Below are 25,887 nucleotides of genomic sequence, written 5' to 3'. Positions count from 1 at the left end.
GCTGGTCCCTGAACCGAAGTTCAGGGACCAGCTCTATTAAAAGGATTTCGGCGGCGTCCTACTCTCCCACAGGGTCCCCCCTGCAGTACCATCGGCGCTGTGAGGCTTAGCTTCCGGGTTCGGAATGTAACCGGGCGTTTCCCTCACGCTATGACCACCGAAACACTATGAAACTGTCAACCGCACCATGCGTGACCTTGCATGGGGTTGTTCGTGGTTTCAGAACCAACACAGTGGACGCGAGCAACTGAGGACAAGCCCTCGGCCTATTAGTACCAGTCACCTCCACCCGTTACCGGGCTTCCAGATCTGGCCTATCAACCCAGTCGTCTACTGGGAGCCTTAACCCCTCAAAGGGGGTGGGAATACTCATCTCGAAGCAGGCTTCCCGCTTAGATGCTTTCAGCGGTTATCCTTTCCGAACGTAGCCAACCAGCCATGCCCTTGGCAGGACAACTGGCACACCAGAGGTTCGTCCGTCCCGGTCCTCTCGTACTAGGGACAGCCCTTCTCAATATTCCTACGCGCACAGAGGATAGGGACCGAACTGTCTCACGACGTTCTAAACCCAGCTCGCGTACCGCTTTAATGGGCGAACAGCCCAACCCTTGGGACCGACTCCAGCCCCAGGATGCGACGAGCCGACATCGAGGTGCCAAACCATCCCGTCGATATGGACTCTTGGGGAAGATCAGCCTGTTATCCCCGGGGTACCTTTTATCCGTTGAGCGACGGCGCTTCCACAAGCCACCGCCGGATCACTAGTCCCGACTTTCGTCCCTGCTCGACCCGTCGGTCTCACAGTCAAGCTCCCTTGTGCACTTACACTCAACACCTGATTACCAACCAGGCTGAGGGAACCTTTGGGCGCCTCCGTTACCCTTTGGGAGGCAACCGCCCCAGTTAAACTACCCATCAGACACTGTCCCTGATCCGGATCACGGACCGAGGTTAGACATCCAGCACGACCAGAGTGGTATTTCAACGTCGACTCCACGAACACTGGCGTGCCCGCTTCACAGTCTCCCACCTATCCTACACAAGCCGAACCGAACACCAATATCAAACTGTAGTAAAGGTCCCGGGGTCTTTCCGTCCTTCTGCGCGAAACGAGCATCTTTACTCGTAGTGCAATTTCACCGGGCCTATGGTTGAGACAGTCGAGAAGTCGTTACGCCATTCGTGCAGGTCGGAACTTACCCGACAAGGAATTTCGCTACCTTAGGATGGTTATAGTTACCACCGCCGTTTACTGGCGCTTAAGTTCTCAGCTTCGCACGCCCGAAAGCGCACTAACCGGTCCCCTTAACGTTCCAGCACCGGGCAGGCGTCAGTCCGTATACATCGCCTTACGGCTTCGCACGGACCTGTGTTTTTAGTAAACAGTCGCTTCTCGCTGGTCTCTGCGGCCACCCCCAGCTCACGGAGTAAATCCGATCACCAGTGATGGCCCCCCTTCTCCCGAAGTTACGGGGGCATTTTGCCGAGTTCCTTAACCATAGTTCACCCGAACGCCTCGGTATTCTCTACCTGACCACCTGAGTCGGTTTAGGGTACGGGCCGCCATGAAACTCGCTAGAGGCTTTTCTCGACAGCATAGGATCATCCACTTCACCACAATCGGCTCGGCATCAGGTCTCAGCCTCGTGTGCGACGGATTTACCTACCGCACGGCCTACACCCTTACCCCGGGACAACCACCGCCCGGGCTGGACTACCTTCCTGCGTCACCCCATCACTCACCTACTACAAGTCTGGTCCGTCGGCTCCACCACTCCCCTTTGCCCGAAGGCTCCGGGGCGGCTTCACGGACTTAGCATCGCCTGATTCGATGTTTGACGCTTCACAGCGGGTACCGGAATATCAACCGGTTATCCATCGACTACGCCTGTCGGCCTCGCCTTAGGTCCCGACTTACCCTGGGCAGATCAGCTTGACCCAGGAACCCTTAGTCAATCGGCGCACACGTTTCTCACGTATGTATCGCTACTCATGCCTGCATTCTCACTCGTGAACCGTCCACCACTGCCTTCCGGCGCAGCTTCACCCGGCACACGACGCTCCCCTACCCATCCCAGCACCCGTTGGGGCTTATTGCTGGAATGACACGACTTCGGCGGTACGCTTGAGCCCCGCTACATTGTCGGCGCGGAATCACTAGACCAGTGAGCTATTACGCACTCTTTCAAGGGTGGCTGCTTCTAAGCCAACCTCCTGGTTGTCTCTGCGACTCCACATCCTTTCCCACTTAGCGTACGCTTAGGGGCCTTAGTCGATGCTCTGGGCTGTTTCCCTCTCGACCATGGAGCTTATCCCCCACAGTCTCACTGCCGCGCTCTCACTTACCGGCATTCGGAGTTTGGCTAAGGTCAGTAACCCGGTAGGGCCCATCGCCTATCCAGTGCTCTACCTCCGGCAAGAAACACACGACGCTGCACCTAAATGCATTTCGGGGAGAACCAGCTATCACGGAGTTTGATTGGCCTTTCACCCCTAACCACAGGTCATCCCCCAGGTTTTCAACCCTGGTGGGTTCGGTCCTCCACGACCTCTTACAGCCGCTTCAACCTGCCCATGGCTAGATCACTCCGCTTCGGGTCTTGAGCGCGCTACTGAATCGCCCTGTTCGGACTCGCTTTCGCTACGGCTTCCCCACACGGGTTAACCTCGCAACACACCGCAAACTCGCAGGCTCATTCTTCAAAAGGCACGCAGTCACGAGGATGGAGCAAGCTCCATCCCGACGCTCCCACGGCTTGTAGGCACACGGTTTCAGGTACTATTTCACTCCGCTCCCGCGGTACTTTTCACCATTCCCTCACGGTACTATCCGCTATCGGTCACCAGGGAATATTTAGGCTTAACGGGTGGTCCCGCCAGATTCACACGGGATTTCTCGGGCCCCGTGCTACTTGGGTGTCTCTCAAACGAGCCGCTGACGTTTCGACTACGGGGGTCTTACCCTCTACGCCGGACCTTTCGCATGTCCTTCGTCTACATCAACGGTTTCTGACTCGTCTCACAGCCGGCAGACTGTGAAAGAGAGATCCCACAACCCCGTATGCGCAACCCCTGCCGGGTCTCACACGCATACGGTTTGGCCTCATCCGGTTTCGCTCGCCACTACTCCCGGAATCACGGTTGTTTTCTCTTCCTGCGGGTACTGAGATGTTTCACTTCCCCGCGTTCCCTCCACACTGCCTATGTGTTCAGCAGCGGGTGACAGCCCATGACGACTGCCGGGTTTCCCCATTCGGAAACCCCCGGATCAAAGCCTGGTTGACGACTCCCCGGGGACTATCGTGGCCTCCCACGTCCTTCATCGGTTCCTGGTGCCAAGGCATCCACCGTGCGCCCTTAAAAACTTGGCCACAGATGCTCGCGTCCACTGTGCAGTTCTCAAACAACGACCAACCACCCATCACCCCGGACCAGTAGCCCGAGTGCACTGGGGTCGGCATTGAGGTCGGGAACAAGCCCGTACCCTCAGATACCCAACAGCGTGCCCGACACCCTTTACCGCTTCCCTCAACCCTCCACGCTCTGACGAGCAGTACTAGAAGGAGAAGACGATCAAGTGTGCCGAGTAGTCAACGTTCCACCCATGAGCAACCACCGTCGAACGTGTGCCGACGTAGTGGCCTCTGAACCAAGCAAGCTTGGCTTAGAAGTGCTCCTTAGAAAGGAGGTGATCCAGCCGCACCTTCCGGTACGGCTACCTTGTTACGACTTCGTCCCAATCGCCAGTCCCACCTTCGACAGCTCCCTCCCACAAGGGGTTGGGCCACCGGCTTCGGGTGTTACCGACTTTCGTGACGTGACGGGCGGTGTGTACAAGGCCCGGGAACGTATTCACCGCAGCAATGCTGATCTGCGATTACTAGCAACTCCAACTTCATGGGGTCGAGTTGCAGACCCCAATCCGAACTGAGACCGACTTTTTGAGATTCGCTCCACCTCACGGTATCGCAGCTCATTGTATCGGCCATTGTAGCACGTGTGCAGCCCAAGACATAAGGGGCATGATGACTTGACGTCGTCCCCACCTTCCTCCGAGTTGACCCCGGCGGTCTCCTGTGAGTCCCCATCACCCCGAAGGGCATGCTGGCAACACAGAACAAGGGTTGCGCTCGTTGCGGGACTTAACCCAACATCTCACGACACGAGCTGACGACAGCCATGCACCACCTGTACACCGACCACAAGGGGGCGACCATCTCTGGCCGTTTCCGGTGTATGTCAAGCCTTGGTAAGGTTCTTCGCGTTGCGTCGAATTAAGCCACATGCTCCGCTGCTTGTGCGGGCCCCCGTCAATTCCTTTGAGTTTTAGCCTTGCGGCCGTACTCCCCAGGCGGGGAACTTAATGCGTTAGCTGCGGCACCGACGACGTGGAATGTCGCCAACACCTAGTTCCCACCGTTTACGGCGTGGACTACCAGGGTATCTAATCCTGTTCGCTCCCCACGCTTTCGCTCCTCAGCGTCAGTAATGGCCCAGAGATCCGCCTTCGCCACCGGTGTTCCTCCTGATATCTGCGCATTTCACCGCTACACCAGGAATTCCGATCTCCCCTACCACACTCTAGCTAGCCCGTATCGACTGCAGACTCGGGGTTAAGCCCCGAGCTTTCACAATCGACGTGACAAGCCGCCTACGAGCTCTTTACGCCCAATAATTCCGGACAACGCTTGCGCCCTACGTATTACCGCGGCTGCTGGCACGTAGTTAGCCGGCGCTTCTTCTGCAGGTACCGTCACTTTCGCTTCTTCCCTGCTGAAAGAGGTTTACAACCCGAAGGCCGTCATCCCTCACGCGGCGTCGCTGCATCAGGCTTTCGCCCATTGTGCAATATTCCCCACTGCTGCCTCCCGTAGGAGTCTGGGCCGTGTCTCAGTCCCAGTGTGGCCGGTCGCCCTCTCAGGCCGGCTACCCGTCGTCGCCTTGGTGAGCTTCTACCTCACCAACAAGCTGATAGGCCGCGGGCTCATCCTTCACCGCCGGAGCTTTCAACCCTCTCCCATGCGAGAGAAGGTGTTATCCGGTATTAGACCCCGTTTCCAGGGCTTGTCCCAGAGTGAAGGGCAGATTGCCCACGTGTTACTCACCCGTTCGCCACTAATCCCCACCGAAGTGGTTCATCGTTCGACTTGCATGTGTTAAGCACGCCGCCAGCGTTCGTCCTGAGCCAGGATCAAACTCTCCGTGAATGTGTACCGGTAATCCGGTGACACAGCACGAGAGCGGAACGGTCGGGAGGAATAATCCCGTCCGTTCACAGCGTCCTCGCTGTGTTTTTTCAAAGGAACCTCCAACTCACCGAAGTGAGCCGGGGTTATCAACATATCTGGCGTTGACTTTTGGCACGCTGTTGAGTTCTCAAGGAACGGACGCTTCCTTTGTACTCACCCTCTCGGGCTTTCCTCCGGGCGCTTCCCTTCGGTGTTTCTTTTGTTCTTGCGCTTCCGACTCTATCAGACTCTTTCGTGTCCGATTTCCTCGGTGCCTTTCCGGTTCCCGCTCCGGCCTTTCGGCTTTCGCGTTTCCCTTTCCGGCGGCTCCGACTTTATCAGAAGTTCTGAGTCGGATTTCCCGCCCCGCTCGGTCGGTCCCAGGCACGTGAGTGCTCGGGGCTTCCCTCGCTGGCGGAGCCGTAAACCTAACGGAGCGGGGCGCCCCGATGCAAATCGAGGCGCCCCGCTCCGGAGTTCACGCAGTCGTGAAGGTCAGACCTCGACGACCACGGGCAGGATCATCGGGCGGCGGCGGTAGTTGTCCGAGACCCATTTGCCCAGCGTGCGGCGGATGAGCTGCTGCAGCTGGTGGGGTTCGACGACGCCGTCCTGGGCCGACTTCCCCAGTACTTCGTGGATCTTCGGCATCACGGCGTTGAACGCCGAGTCCTCGATGCCGGAGCCGCGTGCCTGGATGGTCGGGCCGCTGGTGATCTTGCCGGTGCTGGAGTCCACGACCACGAAGACCGAGATGATGCCCTCGTCGCCGAGGATCTTGCGGTCCTTCAGTGCCGGCTCGCCGACATCTCCCACGGAGAGGCCGTCCACATAGACGTAACCCGCCTGGACCTTGCCGACGATCTTCGCCTTGCCCTCGACGAGGTCGACGACGACGCCGTCCTCGGCGATCACGATGCGGTCGTGCGGGACGCCGGTGAGGGCGCCGAGTTCGGCGTTGGCGCGCAGGTGGCGCCATTCGCCGTGGACCGGCATCAGGTTCTTGGGCTTGCAGATGTTGTAGAAGTACAGGAGCTCGCCGGCCGACGCGTGGCCGGAGACGTGCACCTTGGCGTTGCCCTTGTGGACGACGTTCGCTCCCCAGCGGGTCAGGCCGTTGATCACGCGGTAGACCGCGTTCTCGTTGCCGGGGATGAGCGACGACGCCAGGATCACCGTGTCGCCCTGGACGATCCGGATCTGGTGATCGCGGTTGGCCATGCGGGAGAGCGCGGCCATGGGCTCGCCCTGGGAACCCGTGCAGACGAGGACGACCTCGTTGTCGGGAAGGTCGTCGAGCGTCTTGACGTCGACGACCAGGCCCGGCGGAACACGCAGGTAGCCCAGGTCGCGGGCGATGCCCATGTTGCGGACCATCGAGCGGCCGACGAAGGCGACCCGGCGGCCGTACTCGTGGGCGGCGTCCAGGATCTGCTGGATGCGGTGCACATGGCTGGCGAAGCTCGCCACGATGATGCGCTTCTGGGCGCCGGCGAAGACACCGCGGATCACGTTCGAGATGTCGCGCTCGGGCGGCACAAAGCCCGGGACCTCGGCGTTCGTCGAGTCGGAGAGGAGGAGGTCGATGCCTTCCTCGCTCAGCCGTGCGAACGCGTGCAGGTCCGTGAGGCGCCCGTCCATAGGGAGCTGGTCCATCTTGAAGTCGCCGGTGGCGACGACCATGCCCGCGGGGGTGCGGATGGCGACGGCCAGGGCGTCCGGGATGGAGTGGTTGACGGCGACGAACTCGCAGTCGAACGGGCCGAGGTGCTCGCGGTCGCCCTCGACGACCTCGAGCGTGTACGGACGGATGCGGTGCTCCTGGAGCTTCGCCTCGATCAGTGCGAGGGTCAGCTTAGAGCCGATCAGCGGGATGTCCGGCTTCTCGCGCAGGAGGTACGGGACACCACCGATGTGGTCCTCGTGCCCGTGCGTGAGCACGATTCCCTCGATGTCGTCGAGGCGGTCCCTGATGGACGAGAAGTCCGGCAGGATCAGGTCGATTCCGGGCTGCTCCTCCTCGGGGAAGAGCACTCCGCAGTCGACGATCAGCAGGCGACCGTTGTACTCGAAGACGGTCATGTTGCGGCCGATCTCGCCGAGGCCGCCGAGCGGCGTGACGCGCAGGCCGCCCTTCGGGAGCTTCGGCGGAGCACCGAGTTCAGGATGCGGATGACTCAAAAGACTCTCCTCACCACGCGCGCCACGTACCTCCAAGGCACGTGGCGCGTATGACGTTCGTGCAGTAGCAGTTGTTGTGTGGGGTTGCGGGCGGTTGTTCGTCCGGGACGCGCCCGCGGGTCTCGCTTATTCAGTTGTGAAGTCTGTGGTTACAGCTGTACCCCGCCGGCCGCGAGATCGATCTTGAGCTGGGCCGTCTCGTCGGGTGACAGTTCCACCATCGGGAGACGGAGCGGGCCCGCGGGGCGCCCCTGGAGGGCGAGCGCCGCCTTCGTCGTGATCACGCCCTGGGTGCGGAACATGCCGGTGAAGACGGGGAGCAGCTTCTGGTGGATCTCCGTGGCCTTCTGTACGTCACCGGTGAGGTGGGCCTCGAGCATGGCGCGCAGCTCGGGGGTGACGACGTGGCCGACGACGGAGACGAAGCCGACGGCGCCGACGGACAGGAGCGGGAGGTTCAGCATGTCGTCGCCGGAGTACCAGGCCAGGTCCGAGCGGGCGATGGCCCAGCTGGCGCGGCCGAGGTCGCCCTTGGCGTCCTTGTTGGCGACGATCCGGGGGTGCTCGGCGAGCCGGACGAGGGTTTCCGTGTTGATCGGAACGCCGCTGCGGCCCGGGATGTCGTACAGCATGACGGGCAGGTCGGTGCTGTCGGCGATGGCGGTGAAGTGCCGGAACAGGCCCTCTTGCGGGGGCTTGTTGTAGTACGGCGTGACGGTCAGGAGGCCGTGGGCGCCTGCCTGCTCGGCGGCGCGGGCGAGCTCGAGACTGTGCCGGGTGTCGTTCGTGCCGACGCCCGCGACGATGTGGGCGCGGTCTCCGACAGCGTCCAGTACGGCTCGTACGAGATCGTTTTTCTCCGCGTCACTGACGGTCGGGGACTCACCGGTGGTGCCGTTGATGACCAGGCCGTCATTGCCTGCGTCCACCAGGTGGGCGGCGAGCTGCTGCGCGCCGTCGAGGTCAAGTGCGCCGTCCGCCGTAAAGGGCGTGACCATGGCGGTGAGGACCCTCCCGAAGGGGGTCTGCGGAGTGGAGGTCGGAGCCATGGGTAACACGCTACTCGCTGCTCAGCGCGGGGTCGCCCCTCGGGGGATGTGTGGGGACCTGACAAGTGTGGAGCCCGGCACTGCCTGCTCGGGGGTTCAAGCAGTGCCGGGTCCGTTTGATCAGGCTAGATGAACTTCACGAAGTGCCGCAAACCGGACACTTCGCTCGGTGCACCCGCACATCAGTGCCTTACGGCGCGTCCCTTAGGGCGCCACACGTCCGTTTTTGTTGAAGGCCGCGTGGGTGAGGGGCATGAGCTTGGCCCACTGCTCCTCCATCTTCTCGCCGACCATCTCGATCTCCCGCTGCGGGAAGGACGGGACCTTGGCGAGCTCGTGCTGCGTGCGCAGGCCGAGGAAGTGCATCAGCGAACGCGCGTTGCACGTCGCGTACATCGACGAGAAGAGGCCGACCGGGAGCACCGCGCGGGCGACCTCGCGGGCGACACCGGCGGCGAGCATCTCCTGGTACGCCTCGTACGCCTGGCGGTACGAGTCCTCCATGACGCGGCTCGTCAGCTCCTGCTGGGCCTCGGTGCCCTCCACGAAGACGTACTTCCCGGGGCGGCCCTCCTGGACGAGCTTGCGGGAGGCGTCGGGGACGTAGAAGACGGGCTGCAGCTCCCTGTACCGACCCGATTCCTCGTTGTACGACCAGCCGACGCGGTGCCGCATGAACTCGCGGAAGACGAAGATGGGGGCACTGATGAAGAAGGTCATCGAGTTGTGCTCGAAGGGGCTGCCGTGGCGGTCCCGCATCAGGTAGTTGATCAGGCCCTTGGAGCGCTCCGGGTCCTTCTGGAGCTCGTCGAGGGACTGCTCGCCCGCCGTGGAGACGCGGGCGGCCCACAGGACGTCGGAGTCGGTGGCGGCATGCTTCACCAGCTCGACGGTGACCTCGCTGCGGAAGCTGGGCTTGAGGTCTTCGGTGGGGGTCTCGCTCACAGGCGGGGGTCCTTCCATGTGCATCACTCGGGCGGCGCCCACTCTATGGCCAGCCACTGACAATCGGCCGTTCGGTGACCCGCCACGACATTCTTCGACTAATTTGCCGAAACAGGGCACCTTTTGGGCGATTCACGCGTCTATCCAAGTAACAGAGCTCACACAGCTCCGTTCGAGACCCGTGAGGAGAAGCGCACCCCATGTTCCGTCGGCGAGAGCCCGTCCCGTTCGCCTTCATCGCCGAAGCCGACAAGTTCCGCAGTAACGTCACTCCCCCTCCCCGCGAGCGCGCGTCGGCCAGTCAGGTCGTGAGCCGCACGCTGATCGGCCTCACCGTCGTGGCCGGTCTGGTGGGATCCCTGCTCTTCGGGATGCCCGCGATGTCGGCCGACCAGTCACCCGCGCACACGCAGAAGTCGGAAGCGTCCGACAACCGCTGACCGGGGCCGACCATGATCGTCCGGCACTGAACTCGTCCGGACCCCCAAGGGTGGTAGCGGGGGGCACGGCTCGATAGCCTCACCGGGCACAGCCCATGTGTGGATCGAGTGAGGATCAGCCCGTGCCCCTGCCCTTCCTGACCGCGGACCGCGCATTCGAAGACGTGGCGCACGACGCGGCGCTGCCCTTCGACGACCGCGATCACTGGCGCCGGCCCTACCGGCCGGGCCCCTGGCGTGTGGGCGCGGGCGCGGTCCTGCTGCTGCTCGCCTCGTTCGTCCTGTTCGCCGCGGTGATCATCGCGTTCGCGGACTCCCTGGCGGGTGCCGCCATCTGCGCGGCGCTCGCCGTCCTCATCATCGTGAGCGCACTGCGCCTGCTGCGCATGGGCACCTGGGTCAGCGCCCACGGGCTGCGCAGGGTCGGTTTCCTGACGACACAGACGCTCGCGTGGGAGCAGATCTCCGCCGTGCGGACCGCGCAGCAGCCGGTGCGCTGGCTGGGACTCCCCCGCACGGTCCAGGGCCAGGCACTTGTTCTCGTACGACGTGATCAGCAGTCGACCGGGCCGCAGCAGCTGCTCCTGACCGACCGCAACGCGGACTTCCTGGCGCGCCACGAGGCGTTCAACCGCGCGGCCGACTCCATCGAGGTGTGGGCCGACGAGTACCGGCCCACCGCCTGACCATCTTCGTCAGACGTCGACCGGCCTGCCCGCGTGCAGGGCGATGGCGCGCTGCATGGCCTTCCGCGCGCGGGGCGTGTCCCTGGCGTCGTGGTACGCGACGGCCAGCCGGAACCAGCAGCGCCAGTCGTCCGGCGCGTCCTCGGTCTCGGCCTTGCGGCGGGCGAACACCTCGTCGGCCGAGTCGCGGTCGATACGGCCCGCCGGGGTGCGCCGCAACTCGTCGACCGGCAGCCCGCCCTCGGCCTCCAGCTCGGCCGCGAGGCGGTTGGCGCGCTGGACGAACTGGGTGTTCTTCCAGAGGAACCAGATGCCGATGAACGGCAGGATGAGCACCGCGACACCGAAGGTGACGGTGAGCGCGGTGCCGTGCTTTATCAGGAGCACGCCGCGGCTGCCGACCAGGACGAAGTAGACGACCAGGACGGCAGCCGTGACGGCGTAGGTGATCTTCGCGCGCATGTCGCTCAGCCGAGGTCCAGGAGGTGTTCCAGGCCGAACGTGAGGCCCGGAGTGCTCACCACGCGGCGCGCGCCGAGCAGGATGCCCGGCATGAAGCTGCTGTGGTGCAGCGAGTCGTGGCGCACCGTCAGGGTCTCGCCCTCGCCGCCCAGCAGGACCTCCTGGTGGGCGAGGAGGCCGCGCAGGCGCACGGAGTGCACCGGCACGCCGTCGACGTCCGCGCCGCGGGCGCCGTCCAGGGCCGTCGTCGTGGCGTCGGGCTGCGGGGCGCTGCCCGCCTCCCTGCGGGCCTCGGCGATGAGCTGGGCGGTACGCGTGGCGGTGCCGCTGGGGGCGTCCGCCTTGTTCGGGTGGTGCAGCTCGACGACCTCGACGGACTCGAAGTACGGCGCCGCGATCTGCGCGAACTTCATGGTCAGGACCGCGCCGATGGAGAAGTTCGGGGCGATGAGCACGCCCGTCTCCGGGGACGCGGCCAGCGACGTGCGCAGCCGCGCGAGACGCTCGTCGGTCCAGCCCGTCGTACCGACGACAGCGTGGATGCCGTGCCGTACGCAGAAGTCGAGGTTGTCCATCACCGAGTCGGGGTTGGTCAGCTCGACCGCGACCTGGGCGCCCGCCTCGGTCAGCGACTCCAGCTTGTCGCCCCGGCCGAGGGCGGCGACCAGCTCCATGTCCTCGGCGGCCTCGACGGCCTTCACGGCCTCGGAGCCGATACGGCCCTTGGCGCCGATGACCGCCACGCGCAGCTTGCTCATGTCCTTCATTCCTTCGAGAGGTATCGAGAGGTGGGGCCCGTACGGAACTAGGCGACCGCTTCGTGGAGGCGGGCCGCCTGCTTGTCCTTGAGCGGGCCGATGGCCGACAGGGACGGGCGGTGGCCGAGTACGTCGCGGGCCACTTCGCGCACCTCGTCGGGGGTGACCGCGGAGATCCTGGCCAGCATGTCGTCGACCGACATGTGCTCGCCCCAGCAGAGCTCGCTCTTGCCGATGCGGTTCATCAGGGCGCCGGTGTCCTCGAGGCCGAGGACGGTGGAGCCGGACAGCTGGCCGATGGCGCGGCCGATCTCGTCGTCCGTCAGACCGTGCTCGGCGACCTGGTCGAGCTCGTCGCGGCAGATCTTCAGGACGTCGTGCACCTGGCTGGGGCGGCAGCCCGCGTACACGCCGAAGAGGCCGGTGTCGGCGAAGCCCGACGTGTACGAGTACACGCTGTAGGCCAGGCCGCGCTTCTCCCGTACCTCCTGGAAGAGGCGGGACGACATGCCGCCGCCGAGGGCCGTGTTCAGGACGCCCAGGGCCCAGCGGCGGTCGTCGGTGCGGGCCAGGCCCGGCATGCCGAGGATGACGTGGGCCTGCTCGGTCTTGCGGTTGACGACCTCGACGCGGCCGGCGGTGCGCAGGGTGCGGGAGCCCTGGCGCGGGATCATCGGGGTCGCGTCGGTGTCGCGGAGCGCGCCGGCCTTCTCGAAGGCGGCACGGACCTGGCGTACGACCTTGTTGTGGTCCACGTTGCCGGCGGCCGCGACCACGAGGTGCGTCGGGTCGTAGTGCTTCTTGTAGAAGCGGCGGATGCGGCCCGCGTCGAGGGCGTTGATCGTGTCGACCGTGCCGAGGACCGGGCGGCCGAGGGGCGTGTCGCCGAGCATCGTGTGCGCGAACAGGTCGTGCACGCAGTCGCCCGGGTCGTCCTCGGTCATCGCGATCTCTTCGAGGATGACGCCCCGCTCGGCGTCGACGTCCTCCTGGAGGATGAGGGAGCCCGTCAGCATGTCGCAGACGACGTCGATGGCGAGGGGCAGGTCCGTGTCGAGCACGCGCGCGTAGTAGCACGTGTACTCCTTCGCCGTGAAGGCGTTCATCTCGCCGCCGACCGCGTCGAGCGCGGCGGAGATGTCGAGGGCACTGCGCTTCTTGGTGCCCTTGAAGAGGAGGTGCTCCAGGTAGTGCGTGGCGCCGTTCAGGGAGGGGGTCTCGTCGCGGGAGCCGACGTTGGCCCAGATGCCGAAGGTGGCCGAGCGCACGGACGGCAGGGTCTCCGTGACGACGCGCAGGCCGCCGGGGAGGGTCGTCCTGCGGACGGTGCCGATGCCGTTCTCGCCCTTGATGAGGGTTTGGGTACGGGCGACGGCCCGCGCCTCCGAGGAGGTGCGGGCCGTCGTCGTGGTGCTACGCGACGTCACTTGTCGGTGTCGTCCTTCTGGTCGTCGTCCTCTTCACCCTCGATGACGGGGATGAGGGAGAGCTTGCCGCGGGAGTCGATCTCGGCGATCTCGACCTGGACCTTCTGGCCCACACCGAGGACGTCCTCGACGTTCTCCACGCGCTTGCCGCCGGCGAGCTTGCGGATCTGCGAGATGTGCAGCAGACCGTCCTTGCCCGGGAGCAGGGAGACGAACGCACCGAAGGTCGTCGTCTTCACGACGGTGCCCAGGTAGCGCTCGCCGACCTCCGGCATGGTCGGGTTGGCGATGCCGTTGATCGTGGCGCGGGCGGCCTCGGCGGCCGGACCGTCGGCGGCACCGATGTAGATGGTGCCGTCGTCCTCGATCGTGATGTCGGCGCCGGTGTCCTCCTGGATCTGGTTGATCATCTTGCCCTTGGGGCCGATGACCTCACCGATCTTGTCCACCGGGATCTTGACGGTGATGATGCGCGGCGCGTTCGGGGACATCTCGTCCGGAACGTCGATGGCCTCGTTCATCACGTCGAGGATGTGCAGACGCGCGTCGCGGGCCTGCTTCAGCGCGGCGGCCAGGACCGAGGCGGGGATGCCGTCGAGCTTGGTGTCGAGCTGCAGCGCGGTCACGAACTGCTTCGTACCGGCGACCTTGAAGTCCATGTCACCGAAGGCGTCCTCCGCACCGAGGATGTCGGTGAGGGCGACGTAGTGCGTCTGGCCGTCGATCTCCTCGGAGATCAGACCCATGGCGATACCGGCGACGGCGGCCTTCAGCGGCACACCGGCGTTCAGCAGCGACATCGTGGAGGCGCAGACCGAGCCCATGGACGTCGAGCCGTTGGAACCGAGGGCCTCGGAGACCTGACGGATCGCGTACGGGAACTCCTCGCGCGAGGGGAGCACCGGCACGATCGCGCGCTCGGCGAGCGCGCCGTGGCCGATCTCGCGGCGCTTCGGCGAACCGACGCGGCCGGTCTCGCCGACCGAGTACGGCGGGAAGTTGTAGTTGTGCATGTAGCGCTTGCGCGTCACCGGGGAGAGGGTGTCGAGCTGCTGCTCCATGCGGAGCATGTTGAGGGTGGTGACGCCCAGGATCTGGGTCTCGCCACGCTCGAACAGCGCCGAGCCGTGCACGCGCGGGATGGCCTCGACCTCGGCGGCCAGCGTACGGATGTCCGTGACGCCGCGGCCGTCGATGCGGACCTTGTCCTTGATGATGCGCTCGCGGACCAGCTTCTTGGTCAGCGCGCGGTAGGCACCGGAGATCTCCTTCTCGCGGCCCTCGAACTGCGGGAGCAGCTTCTCGGAGGCGATCTCCTTGACGCGGTCCAGCTCGGCCTCGCGCTCCTGCTTGCCGGCGATGGTGAGCGCCTGGGCGAGCTCGGTCTTGACCGCGGCGGTCAGGGCCTCGAGGACGTCGTCCTCGTAGTCCAGGAAGACCGGGAACTCGCCGGTGGGCTTGGCGGCCTTGGCGGCGAGGTCCGACTGGGCCTTGCAGAGGACCTTGATGAAGGGCTTCGCGGCCTCGAGACCGGCGGCCACGACCTCTTCGGTCGGCGCCTCGGCGCCGTCCTTGACGAGCTGGATGGTCTTCTCGGTGGCCTCGGCCTCGACCATCATGATCGCGACGTCGCCGTCCTCCAGGACGCGACCGGCGACGACCATGTCGAAGACGGCGTCCTCGAGCTCGGTGTGCGTCGGGAAAGCGACCCACTGGCCCTTGATGAGCGCCACGCGCGTGCCGCCGATCGGGCCCGAGAAGGGCAGGCCGGCCAGCTGCGTGGAGCAGGAGGCGGCGTTGATCGCGACTACGTCGTACAGGTGGTCGGGGTTGAGCGCCATGATCGTCTCGACGATCTGGATCTCGTTGCGCAGGCCCTTCTTGAAGGAAGGACGCAGCGGGCGGTCGATCAGGCGGCAGGTCAGGACCGCGTCCTCGGAGGGGCGACCCTCACGACGGAAGAACGAACCGGGGATCTTGCCGGCGGCGTACTGCCGCTCCTCGACGTCCACCGTCAGGGGGAAGAAGTCGAGCTGGTCCTTGGGCCGCTTGGAAGCGGAGGTGGCCGACAGCACCATGGTGTCGTCGTCCAGGTACGCGACGGCGGAGCCGGCGGCCTGCTTGGCCAGGCGGCCCGTCTCGAAGCGGATGGTGCGGGTGCCGAACGTGCCGTTGTCGATGACGGCCTCGGCGTAGTGGGTCTCGTTCTCCACTGTTCTCCTACGTGTCTACGTGTCTACGTTTCGTCGTCCCGCCCGGATCCCGTGTGGACCAGGGCGGTGTCCCGTTCGTCTGCGGCCGCGCGTCGTGCGCGGCCGCCGGGACGGTGTGGAGAAGCGCGCCGTCGTTGCGGGCCGGTCTTCGATCGAAGCACCCGGGGATGTCTCCCGGGGGCCACTACCGAGGACCGGCGGCGGCTGGTGCGCCTCTCCCTCGTGGGGGTTTTTCGTTCTTACGTCGTTCTCGCCGCCCCCGGATTCTCTTGCCCCGGGGGCGTGCGTATGTCACCAGACTACAAAGCGTCGGTGACAGCGCGCATGTACAGCAAAGGGAGCGGCCCCCTTCGAGTGCTTCGAGTGGGAACCGCTCCCTTCACGCCGTCTTACTTGGCGCCCGCCGCGCCGCGGCGGATACCCAGGCGCTCGACCAGCGCACGGAAGCGCTGGATGTCCTTCTTAGCCAGGTACTGCAGCAGGCGGCGACGCTGACCGACCAGGATCAGCAGACCACGACGCGAGTGGTGGTCGTGCTTGTGGGTCTTGAGGTGCTCGGTCAGGTCGGAGATGCGGCGAGAGAGCAGCGCCACCTGGACCTCGGGGGAGCCGGTGTCGCCCTCCTTCTGGCCGAACTCGGTCATGATCTGCTTCTTCGTAGCGGCGTCGAGCGACACGCGTACTCCTCGTGATGTCTTCGAGTGCCTCCGAGTGCCCCTGGTCTACGTCTCAGGGGGGCTTCCGTGACTCGGGAGGCGGGGATGAGCCGTCGGGCGGGCCCTCGCGGGTCCGGGTCCCTGCGTTTCCCGTCCTGATCCCTGCGGGATCCGGGGGTATGCAGACTGACGGTCGTTACACAGGTTACCAGTCGGCGTGGCGGGCCCGGCGCGACGGTCAGCCGCTGCTCTCGAATCCTCTCATCACCCACTGCTGGGGCCCGTCGCCCTTGGACCGCGTGACGCTCGTGGCGGCCAGGAAGATGCGGCCGTGCTCGTAGACGACCTCGGGCGGCTCCAGGCCGTTCATCTCCGGCGCTTCGTCCTCCCCGAAGAGCAGCAGAAGGGACTCCTTCCCCGAGTCCGGGTCCAGGCTGACGGCCGCGGAGGGCGCGGTCGCGGCTTCCCGGTAGGCGATCACCTTGTCCCCGCTCATGCGCAGCGGGAACATCGGACGGCCAGGCCTTGCATCGAATTTGCGTACGGTGTTACCGGTCGCCAGATCGAAGGCGACGATCTCGTTGGCCACCGGGCCGCGGGACGTCTCCGGAGAGAACTCTCGCGGCTTCGTCGCCATGTAGAGCTGCCGCTTCCCGACGACCACCCCGGTGCAGCGCTCCACCTCGGCGCTGAAGGTCTCGTCGCAGCCATGTACGTAGCGATCGCCCTCAAGACGGATCGTGCCGCGCTGTCTGCCCTTGTCGTCGCTGAGGGCGATCAGGTTGGTGGACGTCAGGTCCCCGGCCGCGACGGCGATGACGGGCGGTGACGAGGAGGCCAGGTGGACCCCCTTGATCGACGCGGCGACCTTGTACGTCCACAGGGTCTTCCCCGTACGCGGGGCGACCTTCTGAACGCGGAACTCGGGGTCCCCGGAGTCACCGCACCGGACGAGGGCGACCAGGCCACGGCCCCCGGCATACCCCAGGTCGGCGCATTTCGAGACCGAGGTGTCGGTCCACAGCCGCCTTCCACTGGTCATGTCGTACGCCACCGAGGCTTGCCCGGAGACCGCGACGACCGTCCCCCGGGTCATCGTCACGTTGACGCCCATCGCCAGAGCGGCCTCGCCGGGCAGTTTCTTGTCCCAGAGTTTTCTGCCCGTGTCGATGTCGAACACCGCGATCCGGTCGCACGGGGCGGTGTCCCCCTCGCCCGTGTCGGTCTTCTTGGGGCGTTCGCCGGAGAAGGCGACGGCCGTTCTGCCGTCCACGCTGACGTGGCGCGTCACCGCGCAGACGGGGCCGGGGAACTTGAGCTGCCAGACCTTCTCGGAGTCGCCGATCCTGAATCCTCTGACGACGTTCACGATGCCCTTCGCGACGATCTTCTCCGTCGCCCATGTGCCCTTCGCCGAGGCGGTCTGGCCCTCCTTGAGGGGCTTGTCCACGTACTCGGCAGCGGTGCCGCCCTCCGGGGTCCTGGGAGGCGTTTCCACTGTCTCCCTGATGGCGTCGGCGGGCCGGGCCCGGTCGGCGTCCGGCTTCGACGTGCTGTCACCGCCCCTCCCCCACAGGACCCAGCCACCCGCGCACAGCGCCGCGGTCAGCGCGAGCAGCACGCCGACGACAAGCACCGTGCGGCGCTTCTTTCCCTCGGCTGCCGCCAGTGTGGACTGGGTGAAAGGGGACGGGGGCGGGCCGAAGCTCACGCTGGTAGGGCCTTTCTGCGCAGGTACGAATGGGCTGGGGGACGCCGTGATCGCCGCGACGAGCCAGATGGTCCGCAGGTCGAGTGCGGTGCTGCCACCTGCCGAACCGGTGGGCAGGTCGCGGCAGAGCCCGATACCGAGCAGGACGAGGGTTACCAGGCCGGCGGTCAGTACGGCGGCGACCTGGGTGGGGTAGCGGAAGAAGCCCGGTCGCCGTGCACCCGCGTGCGTACCCCCGCGAGGAACTCGTCGTCGAGGATGCGCTGGGTCGCGAAGGTGTGGGCGCTGTCGAGGACGGTGCCGTCGCGGCGTACGAGGTGGTAGCCGACCGGTGCGCCCTCGGCCGGGCCCTGCCGGGAGAGCCGCAGAACCTCGGGGAAGAGGCCGGCGACCGGGACGTCGTCGGGCAGCGCCACGTCGATGCGACTGTCGGGCGCGACGATGGTGACCCGGCAGAAGCCGAAGGCCGTGTCGGTCCGGGCCCCTGCCCCGCGTCCGGATGTGCTTGCGGGAGGGTTTCCGCCGCTCGGCCGCCCGAATGCGATGGTCGTCGTGGAGGCCGTCGTGCTCACCTGCTGTTCCCCCTCAATACCGATGCCGGTGCCATCGCCGGGCACGGGCGGTCCGGGCGCCCTCTGTTGCCGGTGTTGCGCCCGCGCCCTGTGCACCGACTGTCTCGTACGGCGTGGCGCGGCCGTGGGAGAACCGACCCCCGTGGCCTATTTCTGAGCCGTGCCCCCGACACGTACCGGGAAATGCCCGCATTCTGCGGGCAGTTGACCCCTTCAACGGTCGACTGGATCACCTGCCACTCGTGTGCACGTCGGGCACCCTATCCCCGAGTGGCGAGCGCACACCCGCTCATGAAGGTCATGGGCATGGTCATGGTGGCGTCGACGGTGGCCATGTCCGTGGCGATGCTGATCCGCTACCGCCGAGGCGAGTAGGGGCAGTTGGCGGGCCTGCGGCGCGACTGTCTCGGATATCTGAAGTGTGGACTTCGCGCAGGTATGTGCGGTTCATTGGCGCCCGGGCCCACGGCGGGGACGGGGTGCGGCCTCTGAGGGGCTGCCGTTCTCTCCAACGTCTGAACAGGGACAGAGCCCGCAAGTAGGGTGGCCCCACAGCTCTTTCGTATGTTGTGAAGGGACCCTCCGCCATGACCGACGCACCCGACACCGAGGCGCAGGAAAAGGCTCGCAAGGAACGCGAGAAGGAGGAGCTCTACGCCCTCGACATCTCCGGCGTCGAGTGGCACAGCGCGCCGGGCACCGAAAAGCACGAGGAGCGTGTGGAGATCGCGTACCTGCCCGAGGGCGCCGTGGCCATGCGGTCGTCGCTGGATCCGGAGACCGTGCTCCGGTACACGGCCGCGGAATGGCGGGCGTTCGTCCTCGGCGCGCGGGACGGGGAGTTCGACCTGGAGCCTTCGGTGCGCAATGGCGGGGTCGCGGCGACCGAGTGAGGTGACGCCACGCCGCGTACCGGCGTACGGAGAACGGGGTGGACGCCTCCCGCGCGCGTCCACCCCGTTTCGTCTACGCCCTGCCCCGGCACGGGGTCACTGCGCATAACTCGCCCCCTTCAGGTCGCCGTCTCGGTAGTCGCCGTCGGCCCGGCCCGGGGTACCGGCGGTCGAATGCGACCCCGCTCTCCGGACGTACGCCTACAGCGGGCGGGACCGTCGGCAGGTCGGCATGGTCGGTGACGGAACGTTCGTGACGGCGGTTCCGCAGGCCCTCACGGGCGCGCCGACCGTACGGATCACCTGGATCGCCCTCACGCTCGACCCGCAGCTCTCCCCCGAGGCCGTGCCAGCGCGCGGAGGCGGCCTGACGGGGCCCAGAGGTGCGTGGTGCGCACCGCGGACCAGCTCGCGAGTCGACTCACAGGAGTCGCTGCACGGATGCCGAGACCGGATTGTTGGGTACCGCTCGACGGATGGACTGATCAGGCGCGGCCTCTGGTAATTCGGGGTGGAGTGTCGGGCGTTGAGGGTTTTGTCTGTCACCGTTTGATGTACGTGGATCGCTTCTGCGTGGAGCGTGACCCAATGGACAGCATGGGTGGGGCGGACTGCCCTGCCGTGCTCCTGGTTTTGGTGATTAGGCTGGGACAGGGCGCGACGCCAGAACCCTTGAACGGGTCCTACGCGTCCCTCAACGGGGAGAGCCAGGCGGATCGGACGACAGGAACGGTCGCCCCCCACCACGGCACGAGGGTGCTCGACCACATCAGGAGGCATTGTGAACAGCGATCGGGACGAGATCCGCAGGGGCTGGGACTCACCCGTCGATGATCAGTCCGACGCGGAGTCCGCTGCCGAGACGACGGGCGAGTTCACCATCGACTACGCGCCGCCTGCCTGGTACACGCAGAACGCTTCCGGCAGTGCGGGTGAGACGCCTTCGGCGGCGCCTGTTTCCACGTCGGGTGCGTTGGATTCCTCCGCTGCGTCGGATTCCTCCGCTGCTGCGGATTCCTCCGGCTCGAAGGAGTCTGGCTCGGAGGAGTCCGACTCCTCGGGTTCCGGTTCGGGTGTCGCCGGGCCTGCCGCTGCTTCCGCGCCGGCGGCTCCCGCTCCCGCCATGCCCTCCTTCGCCGCTCCGCCGCCTCCTCCGCTGCCGCTGGGGCCGCCTTCGGCCGGTGTTCCCGGCGTGGTGCCGAAGTTGCCCGTCGGGAGTGGGTTTCAGCCTGCGGGGTCCGGGGCTGCTTCGGATTCTTCGGATGCTTCCGCTTCTGTGGATGACGCGGAGGAGACAGGTGCCTCGGCGTCTGCTGGGTCCTCCGCCGTCGACGTCGAGTCTCCGGACGCCCCTTCCTCCGTGCCGCCCGTGGCTTCCGGTGGTGGGGCTTCCGACTGGAGCGGGGCCCTCGCCGGGCCTGCGGCTTCCGTGCATGTGACGGGCGTCGTGCCCAAGAAGGACGTCGACGCCCTCGTGGAGGCCGAGGAGGCAAAGGAGCAGGAGGTCGAGGCCTCGCCTGGGGCTGCCTCCGCCTCTGCCGACAGCGATGTCGTCGAACCCGCCGGTGAGAGTCTTGGCGGTGGCGATCTTGAGAGTGGCGCCACCATGCGGTTCTCCGCTCGCGCCCTGAAGCGGGAGTTCGAGGAGCTGGCCGCTGCGGCTGGGCGGGACGTGGAGGCGCAGGCCGGGGCCGAGGCCGAGCGGTCCGACGTGGCTTCCGCTTCCTCTGGTGTGGCTTCCGCTGATTCGGCTTCCTCCGGTGCGGTTTCCTCTGGTGCTGCTTCCTCTGGTGCTGCTTCCTCCGGCGTGGACGAGTCCGGTGTGGTCTCGTCCGATGACGTCGGTGAATCCGGTGCGTCTGCCGAGTCCGGTGAGTCCGCAGACGGTTCCGTGGACCACGAGGTCAGTTCGTCCGGCTCCGGCGGGGCTGACGATGTCGTACAGGACGCCGTGCCGTCCGCTTGGCCTCCGCCGCCCTCTCCTCAGGACGTGCTGCCTCCGCTGCCGCCCGCGTTCCAGCCCGCGGCTCCCACCGCCGCTCCGCAATGGCCCGTGCCCGCGCCGGACGCGCAGCAGCCTGCGGCCGGCCAGACGCCGGAGGCGCAGGTCCAGCCCGCTGCGCCGGTTCAGCCGCAGGCCCCTCAGCCCGCGCCGGGTACGTGGCCTCCGACCGCACCTGCGCCTGCCGCCGCTCCCGGCGCGCCGTTCGCGGCGCCCGTTCCGCCTGCCCAGGATTCCACTCCGGCCACTCCGGCCACGCCCGCCGCTCCTGCGGCGCCGCAGGGCGCGTACGGGTTCCCGCAGACCGCGCCTGCCGCCGCCCCCGGCACGCCCTTCACAGCGCCGCCTCCGCCTGCCCAGAACTCCGCTCCGCCCGCACCCGCGACCCCCGAGGCGCCGCAGGGCGCGTACGGGTTCCCGCAGACCGCGCCCGCCGCCACGCCGGCCCCGCCCGCGCAGAACTCCAACCCCAACCCCACCCCCGCGCCTGCCGCTCCGCAGCCCCCGCAGAGCGGCTACGGATTCCCGCAATCCGGCGCCCCCGCGCCCGGCGTTCCCCCGCAGAACTTCGCCCCCGCCCCCACCGCTCCGGTCACGCCCGAATCGGCCGGCCCGGGCAGCGGCTACGGGTTCCCGCAAGCACCCGCGCCGCAGGGGCAGCAGGCGCCGCAGCCGCCAGTACAGCCTGTACAGCCCGCGCAGCCGTTCCCGGCACAGCCGCAGGTTCCCGGACAGCAGGCCGTTCCTGGCGCACAGCCCCTTTCGAACCAGCAGCCCTTCCCGAACCAGCCGCTCGCGCCTCAGCAGCAGGCCGCACCGCAGCAGCAGGCCCAGGCCCAGCCTCAGGCACCTGCCCAACCGCAGCCTCACGTGCCCGCCCAGGCTCAGCCTCCCGCTCAGCCCTACGCTCCCCAGCAGCCCCAGCAGCCCCAGCAGCCCCAAGCCCCCGTCGACCCCCGTACCGGTGCCGCCTGGCCGCAGGCCGTGCAGCACGATCAGCGGGAGCGTACGAATCCCGGGGCTCCGCTCGGGTACACCGCTGCCGTCGAGCTGTCCTCCGACCGGCTGCTGCGCAACACCAAGCCCAAGGCCAAGAGCAGTCGGCCCGCGGGCGGTTCGCGGTTCAAGCTCGGCGGCAAGAAGGAGGAGGCCGAGCGGCAGCGCAAGCTGGAGCTGATCCGTACTCCGGTCCTCTCCTGCTACCGCATCGCCGTCATCAGCCTCAAGGGCGGCGTCGGCAAGACGACCACCACCACGGCGCTGGGCTCCACGCTCGCCACCGAGCGGCAGGACAAGATCCTCGCGATCGACGCCAACCCCGACGCCGGTACGCTCGGCCGGCGCGTGCGGCGCGAGACCGGGGCGACCATTCGTGACCTCGTCCAGGCGATCCCGTACATCAACTCGTACATGGACATCCGGCGCTTCACCTCGCAGGCGCCGTCCGGGCTCGAGATCATCGCCAACGACGTGGACCCGGCCGTGTCGACCACGTTCAACGACGAGGACTACCGGCGCGCGATCGACGTACTGGGCAAGCAGTACCCGATCATCCTCACCGACTCCGGTACGGGGCTGCTGTACAGCGCCATGCGCGGGGTTCTCGACCTCGCCGACCAGCTGATCATCATCTCCACGCCGTCCGTGGACGGTGCGAGCAGCGCATCGACGACTCTGGACTGGCTCTCCGCGCACGGGTACGCCGATCTCGTCTCGCGGTCCATCACCGTCATCTCCGGGGTGCGCGAGACCGGCAAGATGATCAAGGTCGACGACATCGTGTCGCACTTCGAGACGCGGTGCCGGGGCGTTGTCGTCATCCCCTTCGACGAGCATCTCGCCGCCGGTGCGGAGGTCGATCTCGACATGATGCGGCCGAAGGTGCGGGAGGCGTACTTCAATCTTTCCGCGATGGTCGCGGAGGACTTCGTGCGGGCACAGCAGCAGCAGGGGCTGTGGACGTCGGATGGGAATCCGCCGCCGCATTTGGCTCCGCCTATGCCGGGGCAGCAGGTGTCGCAGGCTTCGCCGCAGGCGCAGGCGCAGGCGCAATCGCAGCCGTACGCTCCTCAGCAACCTCAGCCGTACGCTCCCCAACAGCCCCAGCCCCAGCCGCAGGCGCCCCAGCCCGGGCAGCAGCCCTATCCGCAGCAGCCCGGCGCCCCGCAGGGGTGGCAGCCGCAGCAGCCTCAACAACCCCAACCGCCACAGCAGCCACAGCAGGCTCCTCCGCCCGCGCAGCCCGGCGCGCCCTTCCAGCAGCCGCCGCCTCCGCAGCAGCAGCAGTAGTCACCGCCGACTCATCAGTGGGCCCGCACCGTTCCTCGGTGCGGGCCCACCCGCATGTACGCCTCCGTACGTCCCACCCGGCACCGGGGGCTGTGCCCACCCGTTCCGCCGTGCGGAACGCCTGCCCACAGCAGGGAGGGCCCCAGAACCCGTCCCGCCACACAGCCCGCCCCGGGCGCGCCCCAACCCCGACCGCGCCCGCACCCCCCGGACCGCCAGGTCAAGTCACCCCTCCCCCAGCCGTCACCCCCTCACCAGCCACGCGTCACTGGTCTCGACCAATGTGTGCTCCATACCGGTCAACTCGTTATTTCCGCAGGCCACATGGGGTGCGCACGCCGTTGACGCGCGCAGACCGGCGCTGGTAAACACACAGCAACCAGCTGACGTTTCTTGATCGAACAATGTGCAACCAGCCATCCCTGCGCGAGCGATGACGCGAGGTCACCGACCCATGGACACACAAGATCAGCACGGCAGATCAGCAGCACCCCGGCGGGAAGCAACACCCCGGCACCAGTGCCACTCCCGTCGTCGCCCCCACCCCCACCGCCCCCTGAAGCTCGTCCTCGCCGGTGGCGTCGCCGCGTTCACTCTGACGGCCGGTCTCGCCACGCCGCTCAATCCGGGGCCGCAGCTCGCACAGGCCGAGGACGGCGGTGGGAAGGACGTGCTCACCGTCGCCGTGGCGCAGAGCGTCGACTCGCTCAGTCCGTTCCTCGCCCAGCGGCTGCTCAGCACCAGCATCCACCGGCTGACGTACGAGTACCTGACGAACTACGACGCCAAGGACAACAAGGCGATCCCCGGGTTCGCCAAGAAGTGGGAGTCCTCCGACGACAAGCTGACCTGGACGTACACCATCCGGGACGACTCCAAGTGGTCGGACGGGAAGCAGGCCACCGCCGAGGACGCCGCGTGGACGTTCAACAAGGTGATGTCCAAGGAAGGCACCGCCACCGCGAACTCGAACTTCGTCACCAACTTCAAGAAGGTGACCGCGCCGAGCCCCACCAAGCTGGTCATCGAGTTGAAGAAGCCGCAGGCGACCATGGCCGCACTCGATGTGCCCATCGTTCCCAAGCACGTCTGGGAAAAGGTCGACGACATCTCGAAGTTCAACAACGACAAGGACTTCCCGATCGTCGGGAACGGGCCGTTCACCCTGACGGACTACAAGGTCGACCAGTACGTACGGCTGAAGGCCAACAAGGACTTCTGGCGCGGGGCGCCCAAGTTCGACGAGCTGGTCTTCAAGACGTACAAGGACCAGGACGCCGCCGTCTCCGCCCTCAGGAAGGGCGAGGTGTCGTTCGTGGCCGGGCAGCCCGCGCTGACTCCCGCGCAGGCCGAGTCCTTGAAGAACGAGGACAACATCAAGGTCAACGAGGGACCCGGGCGGCGTTTCTTCGCCCTCGCCACCAACCCCGGCGCCAAGACCCTCGACGGCAAGAAGTTCGGTGACGGGCATCCCGCGCTGCTCGACAAGAGGGTCCGGCAGGCGCTCTTCCTCTCCGTCGACCGGGAGGCGCTCGTGGAGAAGGTCTTCCAGGGGCATGCTGTCGAAGGGGCCGGATACATTCCGCCGCGCTTCTCCGAGTACGCCTGGAAGCCGTCCGCCGAGCAGGAGCTGAAGTACGACCCGAAGCGGGCCGCCGAACTTCTCGACGAGGCGGGGTACAAGGAGAACAGTGACGGCAAGCGGGTCGGGAAGGACGGAAAGCCTCTCGACTTCCGCATCCTCTGTCACGCCACCGACCCCAACGACAAGGCCGTCGGGAAGTATCTGAAGGAGTGGTGGGGGGAGCTCGGGATCGGGCTCAAGGTGAACTGCCTCGACGACGTGTCCGTGCCCTGGTACGCGGGTGAGTACGACCTCGCCTTCGACGGCTGGTCCGTCAACCCCGACCCGGACTTCGTCCTCGGCATCCACACCTGCGCCGCGCTGCCGAAGAAGGCCAAGGAGAGCGCGGCCACGGACAACTTCATCTGCGACAAGAAGTTCGACAGCCTGTACGACAAGCAGCTCGCCGAGTACGACCCGGGCAAGCGCGCCGACATCGTGAAGCAGATGGAGTCGTGGCTGTACGACTCCGGGTACATGAACGTGCTCCTGTACCCGAACGCCGTCGAGGCCTACCGCACCGACCAGATCAAGTCCATCACCACCATGCCGACGGCCGCCGGCAACATCTACGGCCAGGACGGATATTGGAGCTGGTGGTCGGCCGTGCCCGCGGATGGGAAGAGTTCTTCCAAGGACGGCAGCTCGACCGGTGTCATCATCGGTATCGCCGCTGCCGCGGTGGTGCTCGTGGGCGGCGGAGTCCTGTTCGCCCTGCGCCGCCGTTCTACCGCAGAGGACCGCGAGTAAC

15 protein-coding genes, 3 rRNA genes and 2 pseudogenes are annotated in these 25,887 nt (G+C 66.5%); 6 read left to right on the top strand and 14 right to left on the bottom strand.

Going from position 1 to position 25,887, the window contains the following annotated elements; translation table 11 throughout:
- Positions 1-45: 45 nt before the first annotated feature.
- The 6 genes from rrf to thyX all read right to left on the bottom strand — a co-directional run bounded on the left by rrf (position 46) and on the right by thyX (position 9,403).
- Positions 46-162, bottom strand: a 5S ribosomal RNA gene (gene rrf, locus DEJ49_RS27170).
- A gap of 87 nt (positions 163-249) precedes the next feature.
- A 23S ribosomal RNA gene (locus DEJ49_RS27165) occupies positions 250-3,371 on the bottom strand.
- Positions 3,372-3,681: 310 nt separating this feature from the next.
- A 16S ribosomal RNA gene (locus DEJ49_RS27160) occupies positions 3,682-5,207 on the bottom strand.
- The 16S, 23S and 5S rRNA genes sit together here, the layout of an rRNA operon.
- 516 nt (positions 5,208-5,723) lie before the next feature.
- On the bottom strand, positions 5,724-7,409 hold the full coding sequence (locus tag DEJ49_RS27150; protein WP_150186533.1) for a ribonuclease J: 1,686 nt from the start codon (positions 7,407-7,409) through the stop codon (positions 5,724-5,726).
- Between the two features lie 149 nt (positions 7,410-7,558).
- On the bottom strand, positions 7,559-8,458 hold the full coding sequence (dapA, locus tag DEJ49_RS27145) for a 4-hydroxy-tetrahydrodipicolinate synthase (RefSeq protein ID WP_150186532.1): 900 nt from the start codon (positions 8,456-8,458) through the stop codon (positions 7,559-7,561).
- Between the two features lie 204 nt (positions 8,459-8,662).
- Positions 8,663-9,403: an FAD-dependent thymidylate synthase gene (gene thyX / locus DEJ49_RS27140; protein ID WP_150186531.1), complete on the bottom strand. Its 741-nt coding sequence runs from the start codon at positions 9,401-9,403 to the stop codon at positions 8,663-8,665.
- A 200-nt stretch (positions 9,404-9,603) separates the two neighbouring features.
- Between thyX and DEJ49_RS27135 the strand changes: the two genes are divergently transcribed.
- Positions 9,604-9,843 (top strand): hypothetical protein, encoded by a 240-nt coding sequence (locus DEJ49_RS27135; protein ID WP_150186530.1) that lies wholly within the window; start codon positions 9,604-9,606, stop codon positions 9,841-9,843.
- 122 nt (positions 9,844-9,965) lie between these two features.
- Positions 9,966-10,529 carry a PH domain-containing protein gene (locus DEJ49_RS27130; protein WP_150186529.1) on the top strand — a complete coding sequence of 188 codons (564 nt, stop codon included), beginning with the start codon at positions 9,966-9,968 and terminating at the stop codon, positions 10,527-10,529.
- A gap of 9 nt (positions 10,530-10,538) precedes the next feature.
- Here the strand turns inward: DEJ49_RS27130 and DEJ49_RS27125 are convergent, their stop codons facing one another.
- The 8 genes and pseudogenes from DEJ49_RS27125 to DEJ49_RS27095 form a co-directional block, all read right to left on the bottom strand.
- Positions 10,539-10,991, bottom strand: a complete 453-nt coding sequence (locus DEJ49_RS27125; protein WP_150186528.1) for a hypothetical protein — start codon at positions 10,989-10,991, stop codon at positions 10,539-10,541.
- Positions 10,992-10,996: 5 nt separating this feature from the next.
- Entirely contained in the window at positions 10,997-11,749 is a 753-nt protein-coding gene (dapB, locus tag DEJ49_RS27120; RefSeq protein WP_150186527.1) for a 4-hydroxy-tetrahydrodipicolinate reductase, read from the bottom strand.
- Positions 11,750-11,796: 47 nt separating this feature from the next.
- Positions 11,797-13,176, bottom strand: coding sequence for a M16 family metallopeptidase (locus DEJ49_RS27115; RefSeq protein ID WP_150186526.1), 1,380 nt, complete (start codon positions 13,174-13,176; stop codon positions 11,797-11,799).
- A complete protein-coding gene (locus tag DEJ49_RS27110; RefSeq protein WP_150186525.1) occupies positions 13,173-15,389 on the bottom strand; it encodes a polyribonucleotide nucleotidyltransferase in 2,217 nt (738 codons plus the stop codon). Before DEJ49_RS27110 ends, DEJ49_RS27115 begins: the two co-directional genes overlap by 4 nt.
- A gap of 389 nt (positions 15,390-15,778) precedes the next feature.
- A complete protein-coding gene (gene rpsO / locus DEJ49_RS27105; RefSeq protein ID WP_055568703.1) occupies positions 15,779-16,066 on the bottom strand; it encodes a 30S ribosomal protein S15 in 288 nt (95 codons plus the stop codon).
- A gap of 217 nt (positions 16,067-16,283) precedes the next feature.
- A complete protein-coding gene (locus DEJ49_RS27100) occupies positions 16,284-17,681 on the bottom strand; it encodes a PQQ-binding-like beta-propeller repeat protein (RefSeq protein ID WP_150186524.1) in 1,398 nt (465 codons plus the stop codon).
- A gap of 174 nt (positions 17,682-17,855) precedes the next feature.
- Positions 17,856-17,915, bottom strand: a pseudogene (locus DEJ49_RS36785) (hypothetical protein); the annotation flags it as partial.
- Positions 17,916-17,995: 80 nt separating this feature from the next.
- A pseudogene (locus DEJ49_RS27095) lies at positions 17,996-18,328 on the bottom strand (EsaB/YukD family protein); the annotation flags it as partial.
- Between the two features lie 587 nt (positions 18,329-18,915).
- On the opposite strand from DEJ49_RS27095, the gene DEJ49_RS27090 reads away from it, so the two are divergent.
- The 4 genes from DEJ49_RS27090 to DEJ49_RS27075 all read left to right on the top strand — a co-directional run bounded on the left by DEJ49_RS27090 (position 18,916) and on the right by DEJ49_RS27075 (position 25,886).
- On the top strand, positions 18,916-19,221 hold the full coding sequence (locus DEJ49_RS27090; protein WP_150186523.1) for a DUF397 domain-containing protein: 306 nt from the start codon (positions 18,916-18,918) through the stop codon (positions 19,219-19,221).
- A gap of 232 nt (positions 19,222-19,453) precedes the next feature.
- Positions 19,454-19,726, top strand: coding sequence for a type VII secretion protein EccE (locus tag DEJ49_RS27085; protein ID WP_150186522.1), 273 nt, complete (start codon positions 19,454-19,456; stop codon positions 19,724-19,726).
- A gap of 276 nt (positions 19,727-20,002) precedes the next feature.
- Positions 20,003-23,512: an SCO5717 family growth-regulating ATPase gene (locus tag DEJ49_RS27080; protein ID WP_150186521.1), complete on the top strand. Its 3,510-nt coding sequence runs from the start codon at positions 20,003-20,005 to the stop codon at positions 23,510-23,512.
- 454 nt (positions 23,513-23,966) lie between these two features.
- The gene (locus DEJ49_RS27075) at positions 23,967-25,886 is read left to right on the top strand and encodes an ABC transporter substrate-binding protein (RefSeq protein WP_150186520.1); all 1,920 of its coding nucleotides are present in this window, start codon (positions 23,967-23,969) and stop codon (positions 25,884-25,886) included.
- The last annotated feature ends 1 nt before the right edge of the window (position 25,887 follow it).

Source organism: Streptomyces venezuelae, from assembly GCF_008642335.1.
Taxonomy (GTDB): Bacteria; Actinomycetota; Actinomycetes; order Streptomycetales; family Streptomycetaceae; genus Streptomyces; species Streptomyces venezuelae_F.
The sequence above is the reverse complement of the archived record's forward strand: the minus strand, read 5'-3'. Positions and strand labels throughout refer to the sequence as shown.

Bases quoted from the DNA above. Each gene is read 5' to 3' on its own strand.
- DEJ49_RS27125 (WP_150186528.1), bottom strand. From the start codon at position 10,991: ATGCGCGCGAAGATCACCTACGCCGTCACGGCTGCCGTCCTGGTCGTC.
- dapB (WP_150186527.1), bottom strand. From the start codon at position 11,749: ATGAGCAAGCTGCGCGTGGCGGTCATCGGCGCCAAGGGCCGTATCGGC.
- DEJ49_RS27090 (WP_150186523.1), top strand. From the start codon at position 18,916: ATGACCGACGCACCCGACACCGAGGCGCAGGAAAAGGCTCGCAAGGAA.
- DEJ49_RS27085 (WP_150186522.1), top strand. From the start codon at position 19,454: ATGGTCGGTGACGGAACGTTCGTGACGGCGGTTCCGCAGGCCCTCACG.
- dapA (WP_150186532.1), bottom strand. From the start codon at position 8,458: ATGGCTCCGACCTCCACTCCGCAGACCCCCTTCGGGAGGGTCCTCACC.
- DEJ49_RS27135 (WP_150186530.1), top strand. From the start codon at position 9,604: ATGTTCCGTCGGCGAGAGCCCGTCCCGTTCGCCTTCATCGCCGAAGCC.
- DEJ49_RS27075 (WP_150186520.1), top strand. From the start codon at position 23,967: ATGGACACACAAGATCAGCACGGCAGATCAGCAGCACCCCGGCGGGAA.